Here is an 18919-nt window from a genome sequence, read left to right on the forward strand (position 1 = left end):
TTACTTGTGATAGGTGCGCCCGCTACCGGAACGCGCGCTCGACGACGAACCGCGCTCATCGAACAGTCCGTAACCGCGCGAATCCATCCAGCCAAGCATGGAAATCGCAATCAGCGCCGTAACAGAAAAGACCCGGATCATCAGTCCTCATCCTCCGAACTGCTGGTCATCGGGTGATCGCTTTCACTCCATCGCGCCACTTCGAAGTTGTAGCTGCGCATGAAGGCAAACACCGGAAACACCAGCAGCACGATCCAGCACACCAGCAGGTTCGAAAACGGCGGCGGCGTCACCCGCAGCGTGACTTGATCGGACAGCCCCTGGGGCGCGTCAGGCGGCAACTCGCCACGCACGACCAGATGGTATTCACCGGCCGGCACACCATAGAAAACGGCATTTCCGGTCTGCCGCCCCTCGGACCAGGAACCGTCCGAATCGTAGCCCGAGTAGTAGGCAATCTCACTGGCCGCATCAAAGCTCGCGCCGGTATCGCGGTTGACCAGCTCGACGACGACCCCGGCCCAGGTATTCGAAACCGGTGCGTAGTGATCGACCTCGACGCGCCGCTGGTCCGACGCAATCCGGAAGGGTTCGGAGGTCGTGGTCGATTCCAGCCCCGGCGTCAGCGCCAGTTCAGTGCGCTTGAACACCGCCTCGCTCCCGCCCGAAAACCAGCTATGCACTGCCCAGGCGACAAGGGCGAAAACCATGAACAAGCCCAGAACCCGCCAGCGCGCCCCGGCGTGTGGATTGGGCTGACAGGCATTGACGCCCTGCGCCTGACCGAGCGGCTTCTTGAGGGCGAACGCGGCCGTGACCTCGTCGGGCGAGAGGTAGTAGCCCTGCGACCAGGTCCATTCGTTATCGGTTTGCTCGCATGACAAGACCTTGGGCGGGGCAACAAAGTCGCGCACATGAACGGTTTCACCCACCCGCACGCGCCAGGTGAACTCCCCCAGCACCGCGATGACCTCCGCCCGGTAGTCGGCAAAGTGCGAGAACTGATCCTTCCCCACGGTGTAGCCCGGCCGGGCACCCGCCAGGCTTTGTACTGGCAACTTGTTGAGCTGGCGTACGAAGTTCCAGTGCCCGCGCTCGCTCACGAGCCACGCAAACCCGCCCTTGCCGTCGTAGAGCAGGTACTCGTCCCAGTTTCCCGACTCATGTGGCACGCCCTTGCGCATGAAGCCGATCGCTTCCCACTCGACCCCTTCGAACTTGCCCTTGCTGCCCAGCGGCAGCGGCGGCCGCACAAGCGAACCCTGACGTGCCGCATCGCGCACCTTGGCGATCTTGCCATCAATATCGGACAAGGCACCGCAGCGCGCACACGCCATCGCAAGCACGCTCTGGTCGTGCAGCGCCCAGGGGGCGCCACAGGCAGGGCAGGCGATCGTGTCGGCCTTGCGGCTGGGCGTGGCGATCAGCGCTTCACTGGCCAGATCACGGGTATTCGAGAGCTTGAGCGCCGCCGCATCGACGGACTCGCCAACGTAACAGCTCGCGGGGTCAGACGAGTAGTCGATGGTGGCGAAAGCCCCATCCGGGCCACGCAGATCGATCACCGGCGCCAGATAGCCGGGGCCGACGACGAAGGGCAGTTCGCCCTCGCCCGAAAGGCAGACTGCCTCTTCCTTGTTGCTGACCTCGAAGACCTTGCCCGCCAGCTGGACCCGGGTGCCGGGCTTGAAGGCAGCAAAGGGTGGAAATTCAGGGCGCGCGGCCTGTGGCAGCGTCACCGTCCACTGACCGCCCGACTCGGACATCCAGCCGAACTTGCCGTCGTCGAACAGGATGTGCCATTCGCTCCAGAAGCCCGCGTCGTAGCGCAACTGCAGGCGACCGACCACCGAAAAGGCGGTGCCGCGCCAACGCCCCTGGGTGCCGAGCTGAACCGCGCTTTGGTCCGGCAACAGCTCGGCCATGCGGCCGATGTTCTTGAGCGCCTCACCGTCGCGCGAAAGCGTCGCGCGGCAATAGCCGCACACCGCCAGCGCCGACGCGGCGGACTGGAAGCGCACCGCGGCGCCACAAGAAGGGCAAGTTACGTTAACAGGCATGCGCGCACTGCGGCTGAGGGTTCCTGGCCAATGAATCCATTAGCGGGCAAGCATCAGCGCACCGCCCGCATCCGTCGCGCAAGGCTCAGGACAGCTTGCCCAGCAGCTCGGCCTTCTTCGCCGCAAACTCTTCGGCGCTGAGAATGCCCTTCTCTTTCAGGCCGTGCAGCTTCTCCAGCAATGCGATCAGATCCTCGGCCGACTGCGCCGGTGCGCCGGCAGCCGCCGCCGGTGCAGCGCCCTGCGCCGCTTGCGTGAAGGCGCCCACCATCGCTTGCCCCATCGCCATGCCGGCGCCCAGGCCCGCGCCGGCCCCGGCGATGCCGCCTTCGTTGCCGGCCGCGATCGGGATCGCGTTGGCCGTCTGGTACTGGGTGAACTTGTTGAGGTCGCCCACCATGTTCATGCCGATGCGCTGATCAAGCACCTTCTGCAGTTCTTCGGGCAGCGACACGCTTTCGACAACGAAGTTGTCGAGTGCCAGGCCGAACTTGGCGAAGGCCGGCTCCATGCGCGCCTTGAGCTGCGCGCCGAACTCCGACAGGTTCGCGGCCATGTCGAGGAAGGCCACGCCCGATTCGCCGAACAGCTCGCTCATGCTCGACACCATCGTGCCGCGCAGCTGGCCATCGAGGTCGTCCACCGTGTAGTGCTCGCGGGTGCCGCTCACTTCGGTGTGGAAGAGCTTCGGATCGACGATGCGGTAGCCATAAAGGCCGAAGGCACGCAGGCGGACGATGCCGAAATCCTTGTCACGGATCGTCACCGGCTGCGGCGTGCCCCACTTGCGATCGAGCTTCAGGCGGGTGCTGAAGAAGTACACATCGCTCTTGAACGGCGATGCGAACAGCTTGTCCCAGTTCTGCAGATACGTGAGGATCGGCAGCGTCTGCGTTTTCAGCGTGTACATGCCCGGCGTGAAGGCGTCTGCGGCACGCCCTTCGTTGACGAACAAGGCTGCCTGCGATTCACGCACGGTCAGCTGCGCGCCGTACTGGATCTCCATGTCCTGCATCGGAAAGCGCGACACCAGCACGCTGTCGTCCTCTTCAGTCCAGTGGATGACGTCGATGAACTGTTTCTTGATGAAATCCATCAGTGCCATGGCGCGAGCCTCCTGTTTGAATGCTGCAGCATGCTACTCCAGCACGCCGCGGGTCTGCACGGGATTTGCCCGCCGCTCGACGCCCCGCTGCGCTTCGCGCGCAACGCACAACAGGCCTTCGAGCACCAGGTTCGGAAAGTCGATGCGCGGCGGCGCGATCAGCGGCGCCAGCGCCGAGGCCGAGCCGCCGGAAAGCACCACCGGCGTGTGCTGCGGCATCTCTTGCCGGAAGCGTTCCACCGCCCCCGACTGCGCGTAGCGGATGCCGGTTTCGATCGCATCGTGGGTGTTCTTCGGGAAGGCCACGCAATCGCCTTCCGCCAGCGGCAGGGCCGCGGTGCCGCCGGCCAGTGCCCGCAGCATCAGGCCGTGGCCAGGAAGGATCAAGCCACCCAGAAAATTGCCACCGCTGTCGATGGCATCCACGGTGGTCGCGGTCCCCGCGCAGACCACCACGCAGGCCCCCCGCACACGGTGCCAGGCCCCAATCGCAGCGGCCCAGCGATCCGGCCCCAGCCTGCCCGGCTCGGCATAGCGGTTAGTCAGCCCGCAACGCTGCAGGCCCGCGACCAGCCATTCGGCCCGCGCCGCCCAAGGCCCCAGTTGCTGCAGGATCAACGCACGGATCGCATCGGAGGCCACATGCGCCACCAGCACCCGGCTCGGCTCACCGAAGCGGGCAAAGTCGCAGGTGGAGAGCGCATCGTGCGTCAGGTCTTCACGGCAAAGCCAGCGCGCGCCATCATGAAACCCCCACTTGATGCGGGTGTTGCCGGCATCAATCAACAGATACATCAGGCGGGCCTCCGCAAGGACACATCACCCCCGAGCACCCGGACCAGCGTGCCATTGCGCTCAAGCATCAAAGCCCCTTCGGCATCCACGCCACGGCAAATGCCTTCGGCCTCGCCGGTGTCGTCGATCAGGCGCACGGCCTCGTCTTGCAGCGCATGGCGCGCCTGCCACTGATCGCGAAACGGCGCAAAGCCGGCGGCGGCGAAGCCGTCTAGCACCGTTGCCAACTCGGCCAGCACGGCAGCAAGCACGCCCCCCGCATCGCACGTGGTGACGCCGGATTCATCCAGGCCCGCCACTGGCTGGTCGATCACATCGCCCGCCTGGGGCGCCTTGATGTTGAGCCCGATGCCGATGAGCGCTGCAGTGCGCCCGCCACTCTGCTGCAACTCGATCAGGATGCCGCCCAGCTTGCGCCCGTTGAGCCAGATGTCGTTGGGCCACTTGAGCGCCAAGCCCCGCGCGCCCAATCGCTCAAGCGCACACGCCACCGCCAGCCCGACCGCAAGGCTCAGGCCCGACAAACGAACGCCCGGCGCAAAGCGCCACAGCAGCGAGAAAGTCAGGCTCGCGCCGGGTCGGGCGACCCACACACGCCCGCGCCGCCCACGGCCCGCGGTCTGCTCGATGGCCCACAGCACGCTCCCCGACGGCGCGCCGGCGAGCGCCCGCTCGCTCAGCACTGCGCTGGTAGAGGTGCAGGTTTCAAGCAGATCCGCATCAAAGCGCGCGGCGAGCGGGCCCAGTTGCGACTTCAGACGGGCCAGTTGTTGATCGATAGCGTCGGACACTGCGTGAATTCGGGCATGGAAAACGCGCAGTGTAACGGCTGCACCGCAAGGCGGCTGCCGAAGGATGGCGGTTGTTGCGTCCAGCGCGCAAGGCGCTGGCAGGCACACGCATCAAGACGCGGTGCCTGCCGGGCTGACTTACTCGTCGTCCATCCCCAGTTCCTGGATCTTGCGGGTGATCGTATTGCGGCCGATCCCCAGCAACTGTGCGGCCTCGACGCGGCGACCGCCGGTGGTGTTGAGCGCACGACGAATCATGGTTTTCTCGAACTCGCGCGTGAGCATGTCGAACACTTCACCCGGCTTGCTCGCGAGCAGGCGATCGGCCTCAAGCGCCAGGCTGTCGATCCAGGATTCAGAGCTCGCGCGCGACGGCTGCTCGCGCAATTCGCCGGGCAAATCGCCGACGTCCACGGTCTGCCCCGGCGCCATCACGGTGAGCCAGTGGCAAAGGTTCTCCAGTTGCCGTACGTTGCCCGGAAATTCGAGCGTCTGCATGTACTTGAGCGCAGCGTCGGACAGGCGTTTGGCTTCGACGCCAAGCTCCTGCGCCGAACGGGAGAGGAAGTGGCGCGCCAACAGTGGGACGTCTTCCTTGCGTTCGCGCAGCGGCGGCAGGCGCAAACGAATGACGTTGAGGCGATGGAACAGATCCTCGCGGAAGAGCCCATCGCGCACGCGGGTCTCAAGGTTCTGGTGCGTCGCTGCGATCACGCGCACGTTTGCCTTGATCGGTTGATGACCACCGACGCGGTAGAAATGGTTGTCAGAGAGCACGCGCAGCAGCCGCGTCTGCAGTTCTGACGGCATGTCGCCAATTTCATCGAGGAAGAGCGTGCCGCCTTCGGCCTGCTCGAAACGCCCGCGGCGCTGCGCGGTGGCGCCGGTGAAGGCGCCGCGCTCGTGGCCAAAGAGCTCGGATTCGAGCAGATCCTTCGGAATCGCCGCGGTGTTGATCGCGATGAAGGGCTGATCCTTGCGCGGGCTGTGCCGATGCAAGGCACGGGCAACGAGTTCCTTGCCGGAGCCGGACTCCCCGTTGATCATCACCGTCGCGTGCGACTGGGCCAAGCGGCCAATCGCGCGGAATACCTCCTGCATCGCCGGTGCCTGCCCAAGAATCTCGGGCACGGTCGTCGTCTCTTCCGCGATCGGGCCGCGATGGCGGCTCTCTTCGATCGCACGGCGAACCAGTTCGACCGCCTGATCAACGTCAAAAGGCTTGGGCAGATACTCGAACGCGCCGCCCTGGAAGGCCGACACGGCGCTATCCAGATCCGAATACGCGGTCATGATGATGACCGGCAGACTCGGATAGCGCGCCTTCACTTTTTCCAGCAGCACCAAGCCTGATTCGCCCGGCATGCGGATGTCGCTCATCATTACTTGCGGCGGCGGCGCGCCCCCGTCAAGTTCAGCCAATGCTTCGGTGGCCGAGCCAAAGCTGCGATGGGGGATGTTCTCGCGCGTGAGTGCCTTTTCGAGGACCCAGCGGATGGAGCGGTCGTCGTCAACAATCCAGATCGGATTCATGGTGTGCACTTGGTAAGGGGTGGGGACTGAGGGCCCGAGCCGGACCCGCACGCCTCAACACTCACTCGTCGCCCCGTATCGGCAAGACAATCGTGAAGCAGGTTCGGCCTGGCACGCTCTCCACGTCAATCATCCCCTGATGCTGTTCGACAAAGCTCTGCGCGATCGAGAGCCCGAGGCCACTTCCGCTGTCGCGCCCGGAAACCAGGGGATAGAAAATCCGGTCGCGGATACCCGGTGGGATGCCCGGCCCGCTGTCGATCACCCGCAACTCAAGCGCCAGCTTGTGGCGCTTCTTGGCCAGGGTGACCTGACGCAAGGCCCGCGTGCGGAGCAGGATTTCACCCTCGCCCTGCATCGCCTGCGCGGCGTTGCGCGCGATGTTGAGCACCACCTGGATCAATTGCTCGCGGTCGCCGGTAAGCTCCGGCAGGCTGGTGTCGTAGTCGCGCTTCATCTTCACGCCGGAGAACTCGGCGCGAATCAGGCGCAGCACACGTTCTAGCACGTCATGGATGTTCACCGGCCCCGGCTGCATGGCGCGGTGAGCATTGAGCAAGCGCTGCATCAGATCCTGCAGCCGATCGGCCTCGGCGATGATCACCTCGGTGTATTCCTTGAGCTGCGGATCAGCCAGCTCGCGCGCCAGCAGTTGCGCGGAACCCCGGATGCCGCCGAGCGGATTCTTGATCTCGTGCGCAAGGTTGCGGATCAGTTCGCGATTGGCCTGCTGCTGTTCGATCAAACGCTCTTCACGCGCAACCTTCAGCTGCGCATCGATCGGGCGGAATTCCATCAACAGGCTTGCGCCGCCTACGGCAACCGGCGTTGCGGTGCAGTCCACATGCAGCGTCTCACGCCCGCCACGAGTCAGCAGCAGATTCTGCCCGGTATAGCTCCAGTTGTTCGCCAGCGCATTATCGAGCGCGCCGTCCAGCCCCGGCGGTTCGCCCAGCAAGGCCGCCAACGGGCGCCCGGTCGACTGCCGCGCGCTGACTTCAAAAAGGTTTTCGGCTGCGGGATTGATGTAACGAACCACGCGCGCGTCATCCACCAGGACAACCGCCGACGCAAGCAGATCAAGCCCCGCGATTTGCGCCTCGGGCAAGGCTTCGAAGGAAGGATTCTTTGGGGCGGTTTCGCGCGTCATGCCACAAGATTTAGCAAGAAGCGAGCCACCCCGGATTGCGGCATCAACGAACCTTAAAACCGCCGTCGAATTACCGCCGCCCCGTCACATCTATTTGAGTTTGCGAATCTCGGCGCGAATTGCGTCAACGTTGCGCTGGTGCAATTCAACCTGATCCTGGAAGGGCTTCAAGCGCTGCAGCACCTTGTCATAGTTCTTTTCATTGCCCATGCGCTGCGACTCCTGGTCAGCGAGTTCCTTCTTCGCCGCTTCGAGCGCACGCTCCTCGGTCGCCAATTCGGTCTCGAGAATCGTCCGGCGGTCACTGTCGCGGCTGCGCTGGGTCGACGCATCCACCTTCGGGAAATCCGACGGGGTAGCCGCCGCCGGCTTCTTGGCCGAGCTTGCCGGCACCGACGACACATTCTGATCGCGCGAGAGCAGGGTGCAGCCCTTCTCACCGACTTTGGTGTTGGTGTAGGTCAATTTGCCGGATACCGGATCCACGCATTTGTAGATATCCGCCGCAGCGGGCAAGGCAATGGAACAAGCCGCGAGGGCTAAGGCGATACGGATCAGAGTCATGCAATCGTCACACGTGAGGACGGGCTGTCGAGTGTAGGCGCGGCGCGGCACGATGCCAAGCGCGGACACGAATTGAAGCACTTTGCGACAGGCAAAAAAAGAGGACGGGCAAGCCCGTCCTCTCGTGCACCAAACCGCAGGCGGTTTAGATGCTGTAGTACATGTCGAATTCGACCGGGTGCGTGGTCATGCGAATCTTCGTCACGTCGTCCATCTTCAGCGCGATGTACGCATCGATGAAGTCGTTCGAGAACACGCCACCGCGGGTGAGGAACTCGCGATCCTTGTCCAGCGCTTCCAGCGCCTGATCCAACGAGGAGCAAACGGTCGGGATCAGCGCGTCTTCTTCCGGCGGCAGGTCGTACAGGTTCTTGTCAGCGGCTTCGCCCGGATGGATCTTGTTCTGGACACCATCCAGACCAGCCATCATCAGTGCAGCAAAGCACAGGTACGGGTTCGCGCCCGGATCCGGGAAGCGGGTCTCGATACGGCGGGCCTTGTCGCTGTTAACAAACGGGATACGGATCGAAGCCGAACGGTTCTTCGCCGAGTAGGCCAGCTTGACCGGTGCTTCGTAGTGCGGCACGAGGCGCTTGTACGAGTTGGTCAGCGGGTTGGTGATCGCGTTCAGCGCACGGGCGTGCTTGATGATCCCGCCGATGTAGTACAGCGCGAACTCAGACATGCCGGCGTAGCCGTTGCCCGCGAACAGGTTCTTGCCGTCCTTCCAGATCGACTGGTGAACGTGCATACCCGAACCGTTGTCGCCAACGATCGGCTTCGGCATGAAGGTCGCGGTCTTGCCGTACTGGTGCGCAACGTTGTGCACCACGTACTTGAGCATCTGCGTCCAGTCAGCGCGCTTGGTCAGCGTGCTGAACTTGGTGCCGATTTCGTTCTGGCCGGCGGTCGCCACTTCGTGGTGATGCACTTCGACCGGGATGCCGATCTGCTCAAGCGCCAGCACCATTGCAGCACGGATGTCGTTGTGGCTATCGACCGGCGGGACCGGGAAGTAGCCACCCTTGACGCCCGGACGGTGGCCAGTGTTGCCACCTTCGAACTTCTCGCCCGAAGCCCAGGCACCTTCTTCCGAGTTGATCTTGACCGAGCAGCCCGACATGTCGACGTTCCACTCGACGCTGTCGAAGATGAAGAATTCAGGTTCCGGACCGAAGAATGCGGTGTCACCCAGGCCGGAAGCCTTCAGGTAGGCCTCCGCGCGCTTGGCGATGCCGCGCGGGCAGCGATCGTACGGCTTCATGTCGGTCGGATCGAGCACGTCGCAAGACAGGATCAGCGTGGTCTCGTCCATGAACGGATCGATGAAGGCCGACGCTGCATCCGGCATCAGCAGCATGTCAGACGCTTGAATGCCCTTCCAACCGGCGATCGAGGAGCCATCGAACGCATGGCCGTGTTCGAACTTCTCTTCGTCGAACGCCGAAACCGGCACACCGACGTGCTGCTCTTTGCCCTTGGTGTCGGTGAAACGGAAGTCAACGAACTTGACATCGTTCTCCTTGATCATCTTCAAGACGTCTTGCGGGGACATATTCACTCCTAACGATTGGAAGCCAACTGACGTTTTGCGGTGCTGATTACCGCGATCCGGGTTTCAATAGCACGTAATGTGCCATCACACTTACAAGGCTCATGCCGCGCACAAGCGATGCAGCAAGCCAAAGCCGCAATAGTGCCTGAGAGCCGAGCGGCGCATTTTGCCACAGCCACCCCAAATCCCACGACGCACCATTCGGGTGCCCGTGCACCGCACAACGCACCACCCAGGTGCAGATGCGCCAATTTGACGCATCCGGTTTGCGGGCGCGCGCGCCTTGCGATGACGCTTACGCGCGCGCATACTCCCCGCCCCGGCGCGTACGCGCAACACACACGACAGCTCATTCCGCATGGGACAACTCAGCGATCTTTTCGGCCTGGCCCGCGACCGCGGCGAGAAACTGGGCCTGCCCTACGCGGGCGCACTCACGCCCGCAGAGGCGTTTGCCGTTTTGCAGAGCGCGCCCGGGGCCGTCCTGGTGGACGTACGCACCCGCGCAGAGTGGGACTGGGTGGGGCGCGTGCCCGGCAGCGTCGAGATCGAGTGGAATAGCTGGCCCGAAGGCGGCCGCAACCCCCACTTCCTAGCCCAACTGACCCACCAGGTGGATCCGGAGGCGGTCGTACTGTTTCTGTGCCGCAGTGGCGCGCGTTCGCACAACGCCGCAATACTGGCCCAGCAGAACGGGTACAACGCCTGCTACAACATTCTCGAAGGTTTCGAAGGTGACCGCGACGCCAACGGGCAGCGCGGCCATATCGGCGGCTGGCGCCATGCCGGGTTGCCCTGGACGCAGAGCTGAGGCGGGAACGCCGCGCCGTATTGTCGGTCTTCACCCTAGCGCGCCACGTTGGTGCGCGTCATTTGAGCGAGAACATGCAAGTCGCCCCCATCAGTTTTGATCGCTTCAACACGCTGCGCGATGAAGAAGCACAAGAACGCATCCGCGCCGCGCGCGCACGCCTGGGCAAGAAGGCGGTGCTGCTGGTGCACCACTATCAGCGCGCCGACGTCTTCCGCCATGCCGATCTGACCGGGGATTCGCTGCGCTTGTCGCACCTGGCCAGCCAATCCGAAGCGGACTACCTGGTGTTCTGCGGTGTGCACTTCATGGCCGAAGTGGCCGACATCCTGTCGCAGCCCCACCAGATTGCCGTGCTGCCCGACCTGGCCGCCGGCTGCTCGATGGCCGATATGGCCAACCTGGCCAAGGTGGAACGCTGCTGGCGCGAGCTGACCGAAGTGCTGGGCGAGTCGCCCGACAAGCAGTTCACGCCGGTCACCTACATTAACTCGGCGGCCGACCTCAAAGCCTTCTGCGGTGAGCACGGCGGCATCGTCTGCACCTCGTCGAACGCGCGCACGATTCTCGACTGGAGCTTCGCGCAGCGCCCGAAGATCCTGTTCTTCCCCGACCAGCACCTGGGGCGCTGGAGCGGGCACCAGATGGGCATCCCGCTCGAAGAGATGGTGATCTGGGATCCGGATCAGGAATACGGCGGCCTGACGCCCGAGCAGATCCGCGGCGCCAAGATGTTGTTGTGGAAGGGGCACTGCGCGGTGCACCAGATGTTCCAGCCGGCGCACATCATGCGCTGGCGCACCCAGCACCCGGACGGCATCGTGATCTCGCACCCGGAGAGCCCCTTCGAGGTTTGCCGGCAGTCCGATCATGTCGGCTCCACCGAGTACATCCTCAAGACGATCAAGGCGGCACCCGCAGGCACGCGCTGGCTGGTGGGCACCGAGCTCAACCTTGTCAGCCGGCTGGCGGATGAGGTCAAGCATGAGGGCAAGATTGTCGAGTTCATGTCGCCAACGATCTGCATGTGCTCGACGATGCAGCGGATTGATCCGCAGCACTTGGCGTGGACGCTGGAAAACCTCGCCGACGGCAAGATCGTGAACCGGATCAGCGTGCCGGATCACGAAGCCAAGCTCGCCAAGCTCGCACTCGATCGGATGCTTGCCGTTTCCTGAAACTGGGGCGCACCGGCAAAGAAAAACGCCCCGCCGCTTGCGCGCCGGGGCGTTTTTTTCTATGCCAATCAGCCGAAATCAGCCTGCGTTAGGCACACCAAGCAGGTTGTTCCGGGTCGTGGCGCGAACCTTGGGGCCAAGCCAGACCTTCATGATGATCGGGAAGAAGGTATCGCCCTGTATCGGCTGAGTCACAAATTCCCCGTTGATTTTGATTTCGGTCACCTTGCTGGCAGGGTTCCAGTCCCAGGTTGCCACATCGCCCTTGACCAGCTTGGGGCGGCTGTTGAATGCACCGCCCAACGCCGCGATCTGCATGATGTTGCCTTCGATCTCGTCACGCGTAGCGTTCTGCTTGATTCGATCCAGCAAAACGGTCGCCAGATCCTTTGATGAAATGTCCTTGAGCGCAACGACACGGATGCGCTTGGGGCCCTTTGCCGCAAACGCTGCCTCAGGCGTATTTGCCTTGTTCTGCAAATACAAACCCACCGCCGTCGCCTTCGACGACAGCATCTGCGAGCTCGACGCGCCGTTCAGTGCAAGCTTCTGACCTGTGACGGTTTCACTGTCCTCGAACATCACGCCGTCGATCTCCACGCCAGCGAAGGCCGGACTCGCGCAGACGAGGCACGCAGCCAGGAGCCCCTTGCGCAGCTGGTTCAAATCAAGATGAAGTTGCATGGTCTGTGTTCTCCCGTTAGCCCGCGTTCGGAACGCCGAGCAGGTTATTGCGCGTTGCAGGCTTCACCTTGGGCCCGAGCCAAACCTTCATGATGACCGGAAAGAAGGTCTCGCCCTGGATGGGTTGCGTAACCTGCTCGCCATTCACACGCACTTCCGTGGACTTGGTCACCGGGTTCCAATCCCAGGTCGCCACATCCCCCTTGACCAGTTTCGGGCGGGTGTTGAACGCCCCGCCGAGCGCCGCCAATTGCAAAATGTTGTTTTCCACCTCGTCGCGCGTCGCGTTCTGCCGGATGCGATCGAGCAAGGTATTCGCCAAGTCCTTGGCGGTAATGTCCCGAAGCGCCACCACGCGCAGACGCTTGGCGCCCTTCATCGCAAAAGCGCCCTCTGCGGTATTGGTCTTGTTTGCAAGGTACATGCCTACCGCGGTCGCCTTGACCGATAACACCTGCGACGCCGTTGCGCCGTTGAGCACCAGCTTTTGCCCCGCCACTGTCTCGTTCTCTTCGAACATGACACCTTCAACTTCAACAGCCGCGAGAACCGGCCCGGCCAATACAAGGCAGGCGGCAATGAGGCTGCGACGCAACAGTCCCGAATCAGTACGCAAGCGCATGGTGTTTTCCCTCTAATAATTAGTGACTCACTATGTGACAATTGGCACACTTGAACACACCAAGTCCAACCGAATCGGCACCAGCTTGATCTTGCTCAAAACCAAAAAGGCGGCCGCATTCTCCCAGAAATACCAGCGCTGAATGCCGGCCCAAAGGAAATTCATGAAAATTCACACCAGCCACCGCTTGATCGCCGCAAGTATCGCAGCCCTTTCAATGACTGCTCCGGCAGTCGCAACCGAACGGGGGCAGTTGCGTGCATTGCTCGGCCTGCCAGGCCAGGATCTCACCAGCCCGGCGATGCCCGGCTTCTACGTTCAGGCCAACTACCAGCACTACTACGCGGGCGAGTTCAAGGACAACGAAGGCAACACGCCGGTCCAGAAAACGACGATCCCCGGGCTGGGCACCGTGAGCGCCACGCAAGACAGCCAGATCCGCGCCGACGTGCTCGCGCTGCGCGCCTCATGGGTTTCCGAAACCCAACTCTGGGATGGCCGCGTCGGCGTTTCGGCCACGCTGCCCTTGATCAAGCAAACGGTGGTCACCAACCTCACCCGCACCACGCCGCTGCCGCCGCCCTTTGCCGGCCTGCTTGATCAGCAGATCGCAGCGGCCTCGGCCGCCAACACCGGCAGCGAATCGGGCCTGGGCGACATGGAAATCGCCCCCTTCGTCGACTGGCAGACCGACAGCTACCGCGTGATCTTCGCGCCAGCCATCGTCGCACCGGTTGGCAGCTATGACAAAGACAAGGCCATCAACACCGGCGCAGGCAACTTCTGGACCTTCCGCCCGGTGCTCACCTTCGGCTATGTCACCGAGAACGGCTGGGAGTTTGGTACCCGCGCCACCTACTCCTTCAACACCGAAAACAGCGACACCAAGTACACCTCGGGTCAGTACCTGCACGCTGACGGCGCAGCGATGTACCAGATTCGCGAAGGCATCCGCCTCGGCGCAGCCGGCTACCTGATCTACCAGACCACCGACGACAAGTCCGACGCCGGCACCGTACCGAACGAGGGCAACAAGGCGCGCGTGTTCAGCCTGGGCCCGCAGGTGAGCTGGCAGAGTGAGGATTCCACCGTGAACGTGGAGTTCAAGGTCATGCAGGAATTCGGCGTGCGTAACCGCCCCGAAGGCACGCTGGGCTGGCTGCGCCTGGTCTATCGCCTGAACTGATTGGCAACACCGTGATGCAACAAGGCCCCGGCGACGGGGCCTTGTTCGTTTACCGACAGCCGGGCTTGCGCAAGCGCCGCCCACGGCCCATCTTTATCACTTTGCAGAGTCGCCCCCCGCGCAGCATTCGCACCCCCGTTCGAGGAGCAATGGCATGGCAGATCGGCAGCGCGCGCAGCAATACCGCAAGCTTCGCGGCAACAAGCTGATGAGCGCCGCCGAGGCGGTGAGCCTGATCGCAGACGGCGACACCGTTGCCACCGGCGGCTTCATCGGTGCGGGCTTCGCCGAGAACATCGCAGTGGCGATCGAAGCGCAGTTCCTTGCGGCCCGCGCCGCGGGGCAACACGCGACACCGCGCGACCTGACGCTGGTTTATGCCGCCGGGCAGGGCGATGGCGATAGCCGCGGCCTCAACCACTTTGGCCATGACGGGCTGGTGCGCCGCGTGATCGGCGGCCACTGGGGGCTGGTGCCCAAGCTGCAGGCGCTTGCGGTGGCCGAACGGATCGAGGGCTACAGCCTGCCTCAGGGCGTGATCACCCACCTCTTCCGCGACATCGCTGCCGGCAAGCCCGGTACCGTCACCCCGATCGGGCTGGGCACCTTCGTCGACCCACGCCAGAGCGGCGGCCGGGTCAACCGCGTCACCACCGAAGCACTGGTTGAACGGATCGAACTGGGCGGGCACGAATGCCTGTTCTACAAAGCTTTTCCGATTCATGTCGGCATCATCCGCGGCAGCACCGCCGACCCGGACGGCAACATTTCCATGGAACGCGAGGCGCTGACCCTGGAAGCGCAAGCCATCGCCATGGCCGCGCACAACTGCGGCGGTGTTGTGATCGTGCAGGTCGAACGCATCGCCGAACGCGGCACGCTCAACCCGCGCGCAGTCAAGATCCCCGGCGTGCTGGTGGATGCCGTGGTCCTCGCCGAGCACCCCGACTACCACCGCCAGACCTTTGCCGAACCCTACAGCGCCGCCCTCTCCAACGAGATCCGCGTGCCGGTCGAATCGATGCCGCCGCTGGCAATGAGCGAGCGCAAGATCATCGCGCGCCGCGCCGCAATGGAACTGGTGCCGCACGCGGTGGTGAATCTCGGGATCGGCATGCCGGAGGGCGTTGCCGCCGTTGCGGCCGAAGAAGGCGTCGCGCATCTCATGACGCTCACCACCGAGCCGGGCGTCATCGGCGGCATTCCGCAAGGCGGGCTCAACTTCGGCGCCGGCATCAATATCCAGGCGCTGATCGACCAGCCCAATCAGTTCGATTTCTACGACGGCGGCGGGCTGGATATCGCCTTTCTCGGGCTCGCCGAAGCTGACGCGCATGGCGATCTGAATGTTTCGCGCTTTGGCACCCGACTGACTGGCCCGGGCGGCTTCATCAACATCAGCCAGAGCGCCCGTGAAGTCGTGTTCATGGGCACCTTCACCGCAGGCGGGCTGGAAACAGCGATCCATGGCGGGCAACTGAAGATCGTCCGCGAAGGGCGCGCGCGCAAGTTCGTCAGCCGTGTCGAGCAGATCACCTTCAGCGCCGACTATGCGCGCCGCAGGGGCCAGCGCGTGCGTTACATCACTGAGCGCGCCGTCTTCCGGCTCGGTGAGGCCGGGCCGGAACTGATCGAAATCGCCCCCGGCATCGACCTCGAACGCGACATCCTCGCGCAGATGGGTTTTCGCCCCGCCATCGCGCCCACGCTTCGCTTGATGGATCCGCGCCTGTTCGCGCCCATCACGATGGCGCTCAAGGCCGACATCGAAGCCCACTGAGCCCCGGCTTCGCGCCCCGGGCGCGGCGCGGGGCGGGCGCCCGATCAGTCATGGCGTGCTGCCAACCAGATCACATCGCCCCGCAAACCGTCATGACATCCGGGTTTGCCAATGTCATCATCCGGCATCCCTGTTCTGGTCCCTCTCCGCCATGTCGGTCGCGTCCTTGCTGTCTTCAGCGCTCTCCACTTCGCTGTTCACGTCCGAATCGCGCCTCTACGGTTTTGCCCTCGAAGGCGACGCCACCGACTGGCTGGTCGAAACCTTCCGCGCGCGCGAAGCGCTCTCGGAACTCTCGGCCTGGCAGGTCGATCTGCTGTGCACCAACGCCCACATTGCGCCGTCTTCGCTGATCAACAAACAAGCCGCCCTGCGCATCACGCTCGCCGATGGCAGCGCGGTGCAGCGCTCGGGATATGTGCGCGAAGCGGCACTGCTTGATTCGAACGGCGGCCTCGCGCGCTATCGCCTCACCCTCGCGCCATGGCTGTGGTTTGCCACCCAATCCTCGTGCAGCCGTGTCTTCAACGAGAAGACGCTGACCGAAATCATCGAGGCGGTATTCGAGCCCTACACTGCCGTGGCGCAGTGGCGCTATTCGGAAGAGGTCGCATCTTTCCTGGCCGAATTGCCGCCGCGGTCCTTGTGCGTGCAGTACCGGGAGAGCGATTTCGACTTCGTGAGCCGTTTGCTCTGCGAAGAGGGCTTGGGCTATTGCTTCCGGGAAACCGGCGAGGATTCGGGCAAGGCAGCCGCCGTCTCGCAACAAGCCCTGCATGAGATGCTGATCTTCGCCGACGCTGCCGCGCTACCGCAGGACCGCTGCGCCGCATCGGCCGCCGGTGGCGCCGGCCTGCGTTATCACCGCGCCGCCGCACCCGAATCGCAGGACAGCATCCTCGCCTTTGGTTGCCAGCGGCGGTTTCTGTCCTCGCGCACCACGCTGCTCTCCACCGACTACAAGGCCGACTCGGCGATCAGCGCGTCACTCCCGAGTGCCACGCCGATCGGCGGCCCCAACGCGCTGGCGCTCGAAGACTACGATTTCGTCGGCAGCTACGCCTTTGCCAACGCAGGCTTGGCTGAGCGCTATGTGCGCCTGGCGCGAGAATCGGTCGAGGCGCAGGTCGAAACCTGGCTCGGTCACGCCTCGGTGCGCAGCCTGCGCCCGGGCACCTGGTTCGATCTGAAAGCCGGCCTTGCCGATCAACTCTCTGACCTGATCCCCAGCTACAAGCCCGGCAGCCACGACAACCGTTTTCTGGTGCGGGCCGTCGAGAGTGCTGGCAAGAACAACTTGCCGGTCGGTGTGAGCGAAGCGCTCGCGGCCCGGCTTGGCAGTCAGGCCGCCAAGGCAAGTGAATCCGATGAGGACTGGGGGGCGTGGGGCGACTGGGACGATGCCCATGCCGGCGCCCCCGGATCAGCCGGCCAGGGTGACGCGGCCACGCAGATCCCGATCGACGCCAAGCTGATTGAAGCCGCTACCGAACACGGCTACGCCTGCCTCTTCGAAGCGCAGCGCATCGTCACCCCCTGGCGGCCGCAGTTGCGCGATGGCACCGGCGCACGCCTGAACCCGCGCCCGACGGTCTCCGGGCTGCAGCATGCGGTGGTGATCGGCGCCAACGGCGAAGAATCGCCCTCCGGCACCCAGGAAGTACATACCGATGCGCTGGGCCGCATCCGCATCCGCTTTCTCTGGCAATCGCCCAACGATCCGGGCTCCTGCTGGGTGCGGGTGGTCACCCGCCATGCCGGTGCGCAAGCGGGCACGCGTTTCATCCCGCGCATCGGCCAGGAGGTGCTGGTGAGCTTCCTGCAGGGCGACATCGACCGGCCGATCTGCGTTGGCGCGGTGTTCAACGGGCGCGGCGAGAACGGCATTCCGCCCACACCCGGTGGCAAGGCCGCCAAGCCCGATCCGAATGTGTTCACCTACGCCAACGATCGCACGGCCAGCGCGCAGGCCAACCTCGCCGGGGGCCATGCGCCGCTGTGGCACTCGGCCGGTGCCGGCGATGCGAACCACCGCAACGCCGGTGCGCTCTCGGGCTTTCGCAGCCGCGCCTGGGGCGGGGGCGGCTGGAGCGAACTGGTGTTCGACGATTCCGATGGCCAGCTGCGCACCCAACTCGCCACCACCCAGCAGAGCACCAGCCTCACGCTGGGACACCTGATCCACACCCGCGACAACTACCGCGGCAGCTTCCGTGGCAATGGTTTTGAACTGCGCACCGATGCCTTCGGCGCGATCAACGCTGCACGCGGCATCCTGCTCTCCACCTACGGCATACAGCGCAGTGAAGCGGCCGGTGACAACGCCGCTGGCGTGGCGCTCGCAAGGCAGGCCCAGAAGCTCGCCGAAGCCATGAACGGCGCCGCAAAGACGCATCAGACCGTGCCTTACGCCAGCCATGTTGGCGGCGCCAAGGCGAATGCCTGCACGCTGACGCCGCAGAAGCCGCTCGCCGCCGCGATTACCGAAGCGCTCTCCGGCTGTGTCGCGGCCGAAAGCCTCGATGCCGCCTACGGTGATGCGGCACTGCCGGTGAAGAAACAAGGCGTCCCGCACAGCGCCGCGGCGATGCTTGCCGTCTCGGCCAAGGCCGGCCTCTCGCTCACCGCGGCCGACGCAATCACGCTGGCCGCCAACGAAACCCTGCTGCTGGCCAGCGGCGCGAACCAGGAGCTGGTCACCCAAGGCAACACCCGCCTGCACACCGGCCAGACGCTCGGCATCCTCGCCGGCGCCGAGAAGGCAGGGGAAGGCGGCGCGGGCCTGCACCTCATCGCCGGCAACGGCCCGCTGCGCCTCGAAGCCCACAGCGACATCCTGCAGCTCGCCGCCAAGGAAGACCTGAAGGTGATCTCCGCCAACGCCGCGGTCGACTTCGCCGCCGCCAAGAAGATCCACCTCGCCACGGCGGGGGGCGCGAGCATCACCATCGAAGGCGGCAACATCACCGTGCAATGCCCGGGCACGCTCACGATTCATGCCGGGCAGAAGAGTTTTGGGGGAGGCGGGAGGGTCGATGCACAGCTACCCAAGTGGCAGCAGGCGGACTTTCAGCGCAAGTCCCGTTTCTCGTTCTCTGGCTGAAC

Annotated in this window: 16 protein-coding genes; 5 read left to right on the forward strand and 11 right to left on the reverse strand. The window is 64.2% G+C overall.

Features of this window, described 5'->3' with window-relative positions:
• The 9 genes from OPU71_RS01420 to glnA form a co-directional block, all read right to left on the reverse strand.
• Nucleotides 1-141, reverse strand: a complete 141-nt coding sequence (locus tag OPU71_RS01420) for a hypothetical protein (RefSeq protein ID WP_267724239.1) — start codon at nt 139-141, stop codon at nt 1-3.
• On the reverse strand, nt 141-2060 hold the full coding sequence (locus OPU71_RS01425) for a DUF4178 domain-containing protein (protein ID WP_267724241.1): 1920 nt from the start codon (nt 2058-2060) through the stop codon (nt 141-143). Before OPU71_RS01425 ends, OPU71_RS01420 begins: the two co-directional genes overlap by 1 nt.
• An 85-nt stretch (nt 2061-2145) precedes the next feature.
• Entirely contained in the window at nt 2146-3165 is a 1020-nt protein-coding gene (locus OPU71_RS01430) for an SPFH domain-containing protein (protein WP_267724243.1), read from the reverse strand.
• 33 nt (nt 3166-3198) lie between these two features.
• Nucleotides 3199-3960, reverse strand: coding sequence for a type III pantothenate kinase (locus OPU71_RS01435; RefSeq protein WP_267724245.1), 762 nt, complete (start codon nt 3958-3960; stop codon nt 3199-3201).
• Nucleotides 3960-4751 carry a biotin--[acetyl-CoA-carboxylase] ligase gene (locus OPU71_RS01440; protein ID WP_267724247.1) on the reverse strand — a complete coding sequence of 264 codons (792 nt, stop codon included), beginning with the start codon at nt 4749-4751 and terminating at the stop codon, nt 3960-3962. Before OPU71_RS01440 ends, OPU71_RS01435 begins: the two co-directional genes overlap by 1 nt.
• 138 nt (nt 4752-4889) lie before the next feature.
• A complete protein-coding gene (ntrC, locus tag OPU71_RS01445; protein WP_267724250.1) occupies nt 4890-6284 on the reverse strand; it encodes a nitrogen regulation protein NR(I) in 1395 nt (464 codons plus the stop codon).
• A gap of 61 nt (nt 6285-6345) precedes the next feature.
• The gene (gene glnL / locus OPU71_RS01450) at nt 6346-7434 is read right to left on the reverse strand and encodes a nitrogen regulation protein NR(II) (RefSeq protein WP_267724252.1); all 1089 of its coding nucleotides are present in this window, start codon (nt 7432-7434) and stop codon (nt 6346-6348) included.
• Nucleotides 7435-7524: 90 nt separating this feature from the next.
• Entirely contained in the window at nt 7525-7998 is a 474-nt protein-coding gene (locus tag OPU71_RS01455; protein ID WP_267724254.1) for a DUF4124 domain-containing protein, read from the reverse strand.
• 145 nt (nt 7999-8143) lie between these two features.
• Nucleotides 8144-9553 (reverse strand): type I glutamate--ammonia ligase, encoded by a 1410-nt coding sequence (gene glnA, locus OPU71_RS01460; RefSeq protein WP_267724256.1) that lies wholly within the window; start codon nt 9551-9553, stop codon nt 8144-8146.
• Between the two features lie 358 nt (nt 9554-9911).
• Here glnA and OPU71_RS01465 point away from each other — a divergent pair, with 358 nt between their 5' ends.
• Nucleotides 9912-10364, forward strand: coding sequence for a rhodanese-like domain-containing protein (locus OPU71_RS01465; protein ID WP_267724258.1), 453 nt, complete (start codon nt 9912-9914; stop codon nt 10362-10364).
• 74 nt (nt 10365-10438) lie between these two features.
• Complete coding sequence (nadA, locus tag OPU71_RS01470; protein WP_267724260.1) at nt 10439-11542, forward strand: quinolinate synthase NadA; 1104 nt, start codon at nt 10439-10441, stop codon at nt 11540-11542.
• 78 nt (nt 11543-11620) lie between these two features.
• On the opposite strand, the gene OPU71_RS01475 is transcribed toward nadA, so the two are convergent.
• On the reverse strand, nt 11621-12226 hold the full coding sequence (locus tag OPU71_RS01475) for a chalcone isomerase family protein (protein WP_267724262.1): 606 nt from the start codon (nt 12224-12226) through the stop codon (nt 11621-11623).
• 16 nt (nt 12227-12242) lie between these two features.
• Nucleotides 12243-12848: a chalcone isomerase family protein gene (locus tag OPU71_RS01480; RefSeq protein ID WP_267724264.1), complete on the reverse strand. Its 606-nt coding sequence runs from the start codon at nt 12846-12848 to the stop codon at nt 12243-12245.
• 163 nt (nt 12849-13011) lie between these two features.
• On the opposite strand from OPU71_RS01480, the gene OPU71_RS01485 reads away from it, so the two are divergent.
• The 3 genes from OPU71_RS01485 to OPU71_RS01495 all read left to right on the forward strand — a co-directional run bounded on the left by OPU71_RS01485 (nt 13012) and on the right by OPU71_RS01495 (nt 18917).
• The gene (locus OPU71_RS01485; RefSeq protein WP_267724267.1) at nt 13012-14034 is read left to right on the forward strand and encodes a SphA family protein; all 1023 of its coding nucleotides are present in this window, start codon (nt 13012-13014) and stop codon (nt 14032-14034) included.
• 154 nt (nt 14035-14188) lie between these two features.
• Nucleotides 14189-15814, forward strand: a complete 1626-nt coding sequence (locus OPU71_RS01490) for an acyl CoA:acetate/3-ketoacid CoA transferase (protein ID WP_267724269.1) — start codon at nt 14189-14191, stop codon at nt 15812-15814.
• Between the two features lie 151 nt (nt 15815-15965).
• On the forward strand, nt 15966-18917 hold the full coding sequence (locus tag OPU71_RS01495) for a type VI secretion system Vgr family protein (RefSeq protein WP_267724271.1): 2952 nt from the start codon (nt 15966-15968) through the stop codon (nt 18915-18917).
• The last annotated feature ends 2 nt before the right edge of the window (nt 18918-18919 follow it).

This window comes from Niveibacterium sp. 24ML, assembly GCF_026586805.1.
In the GTDB taxonomy this organism is placed as follows: domain Bacteria; phylum Pseudomonadota; class Gammaproteobacteria; order Burkholderiales; family Rhodocyclaceae; genus Niveibacterium.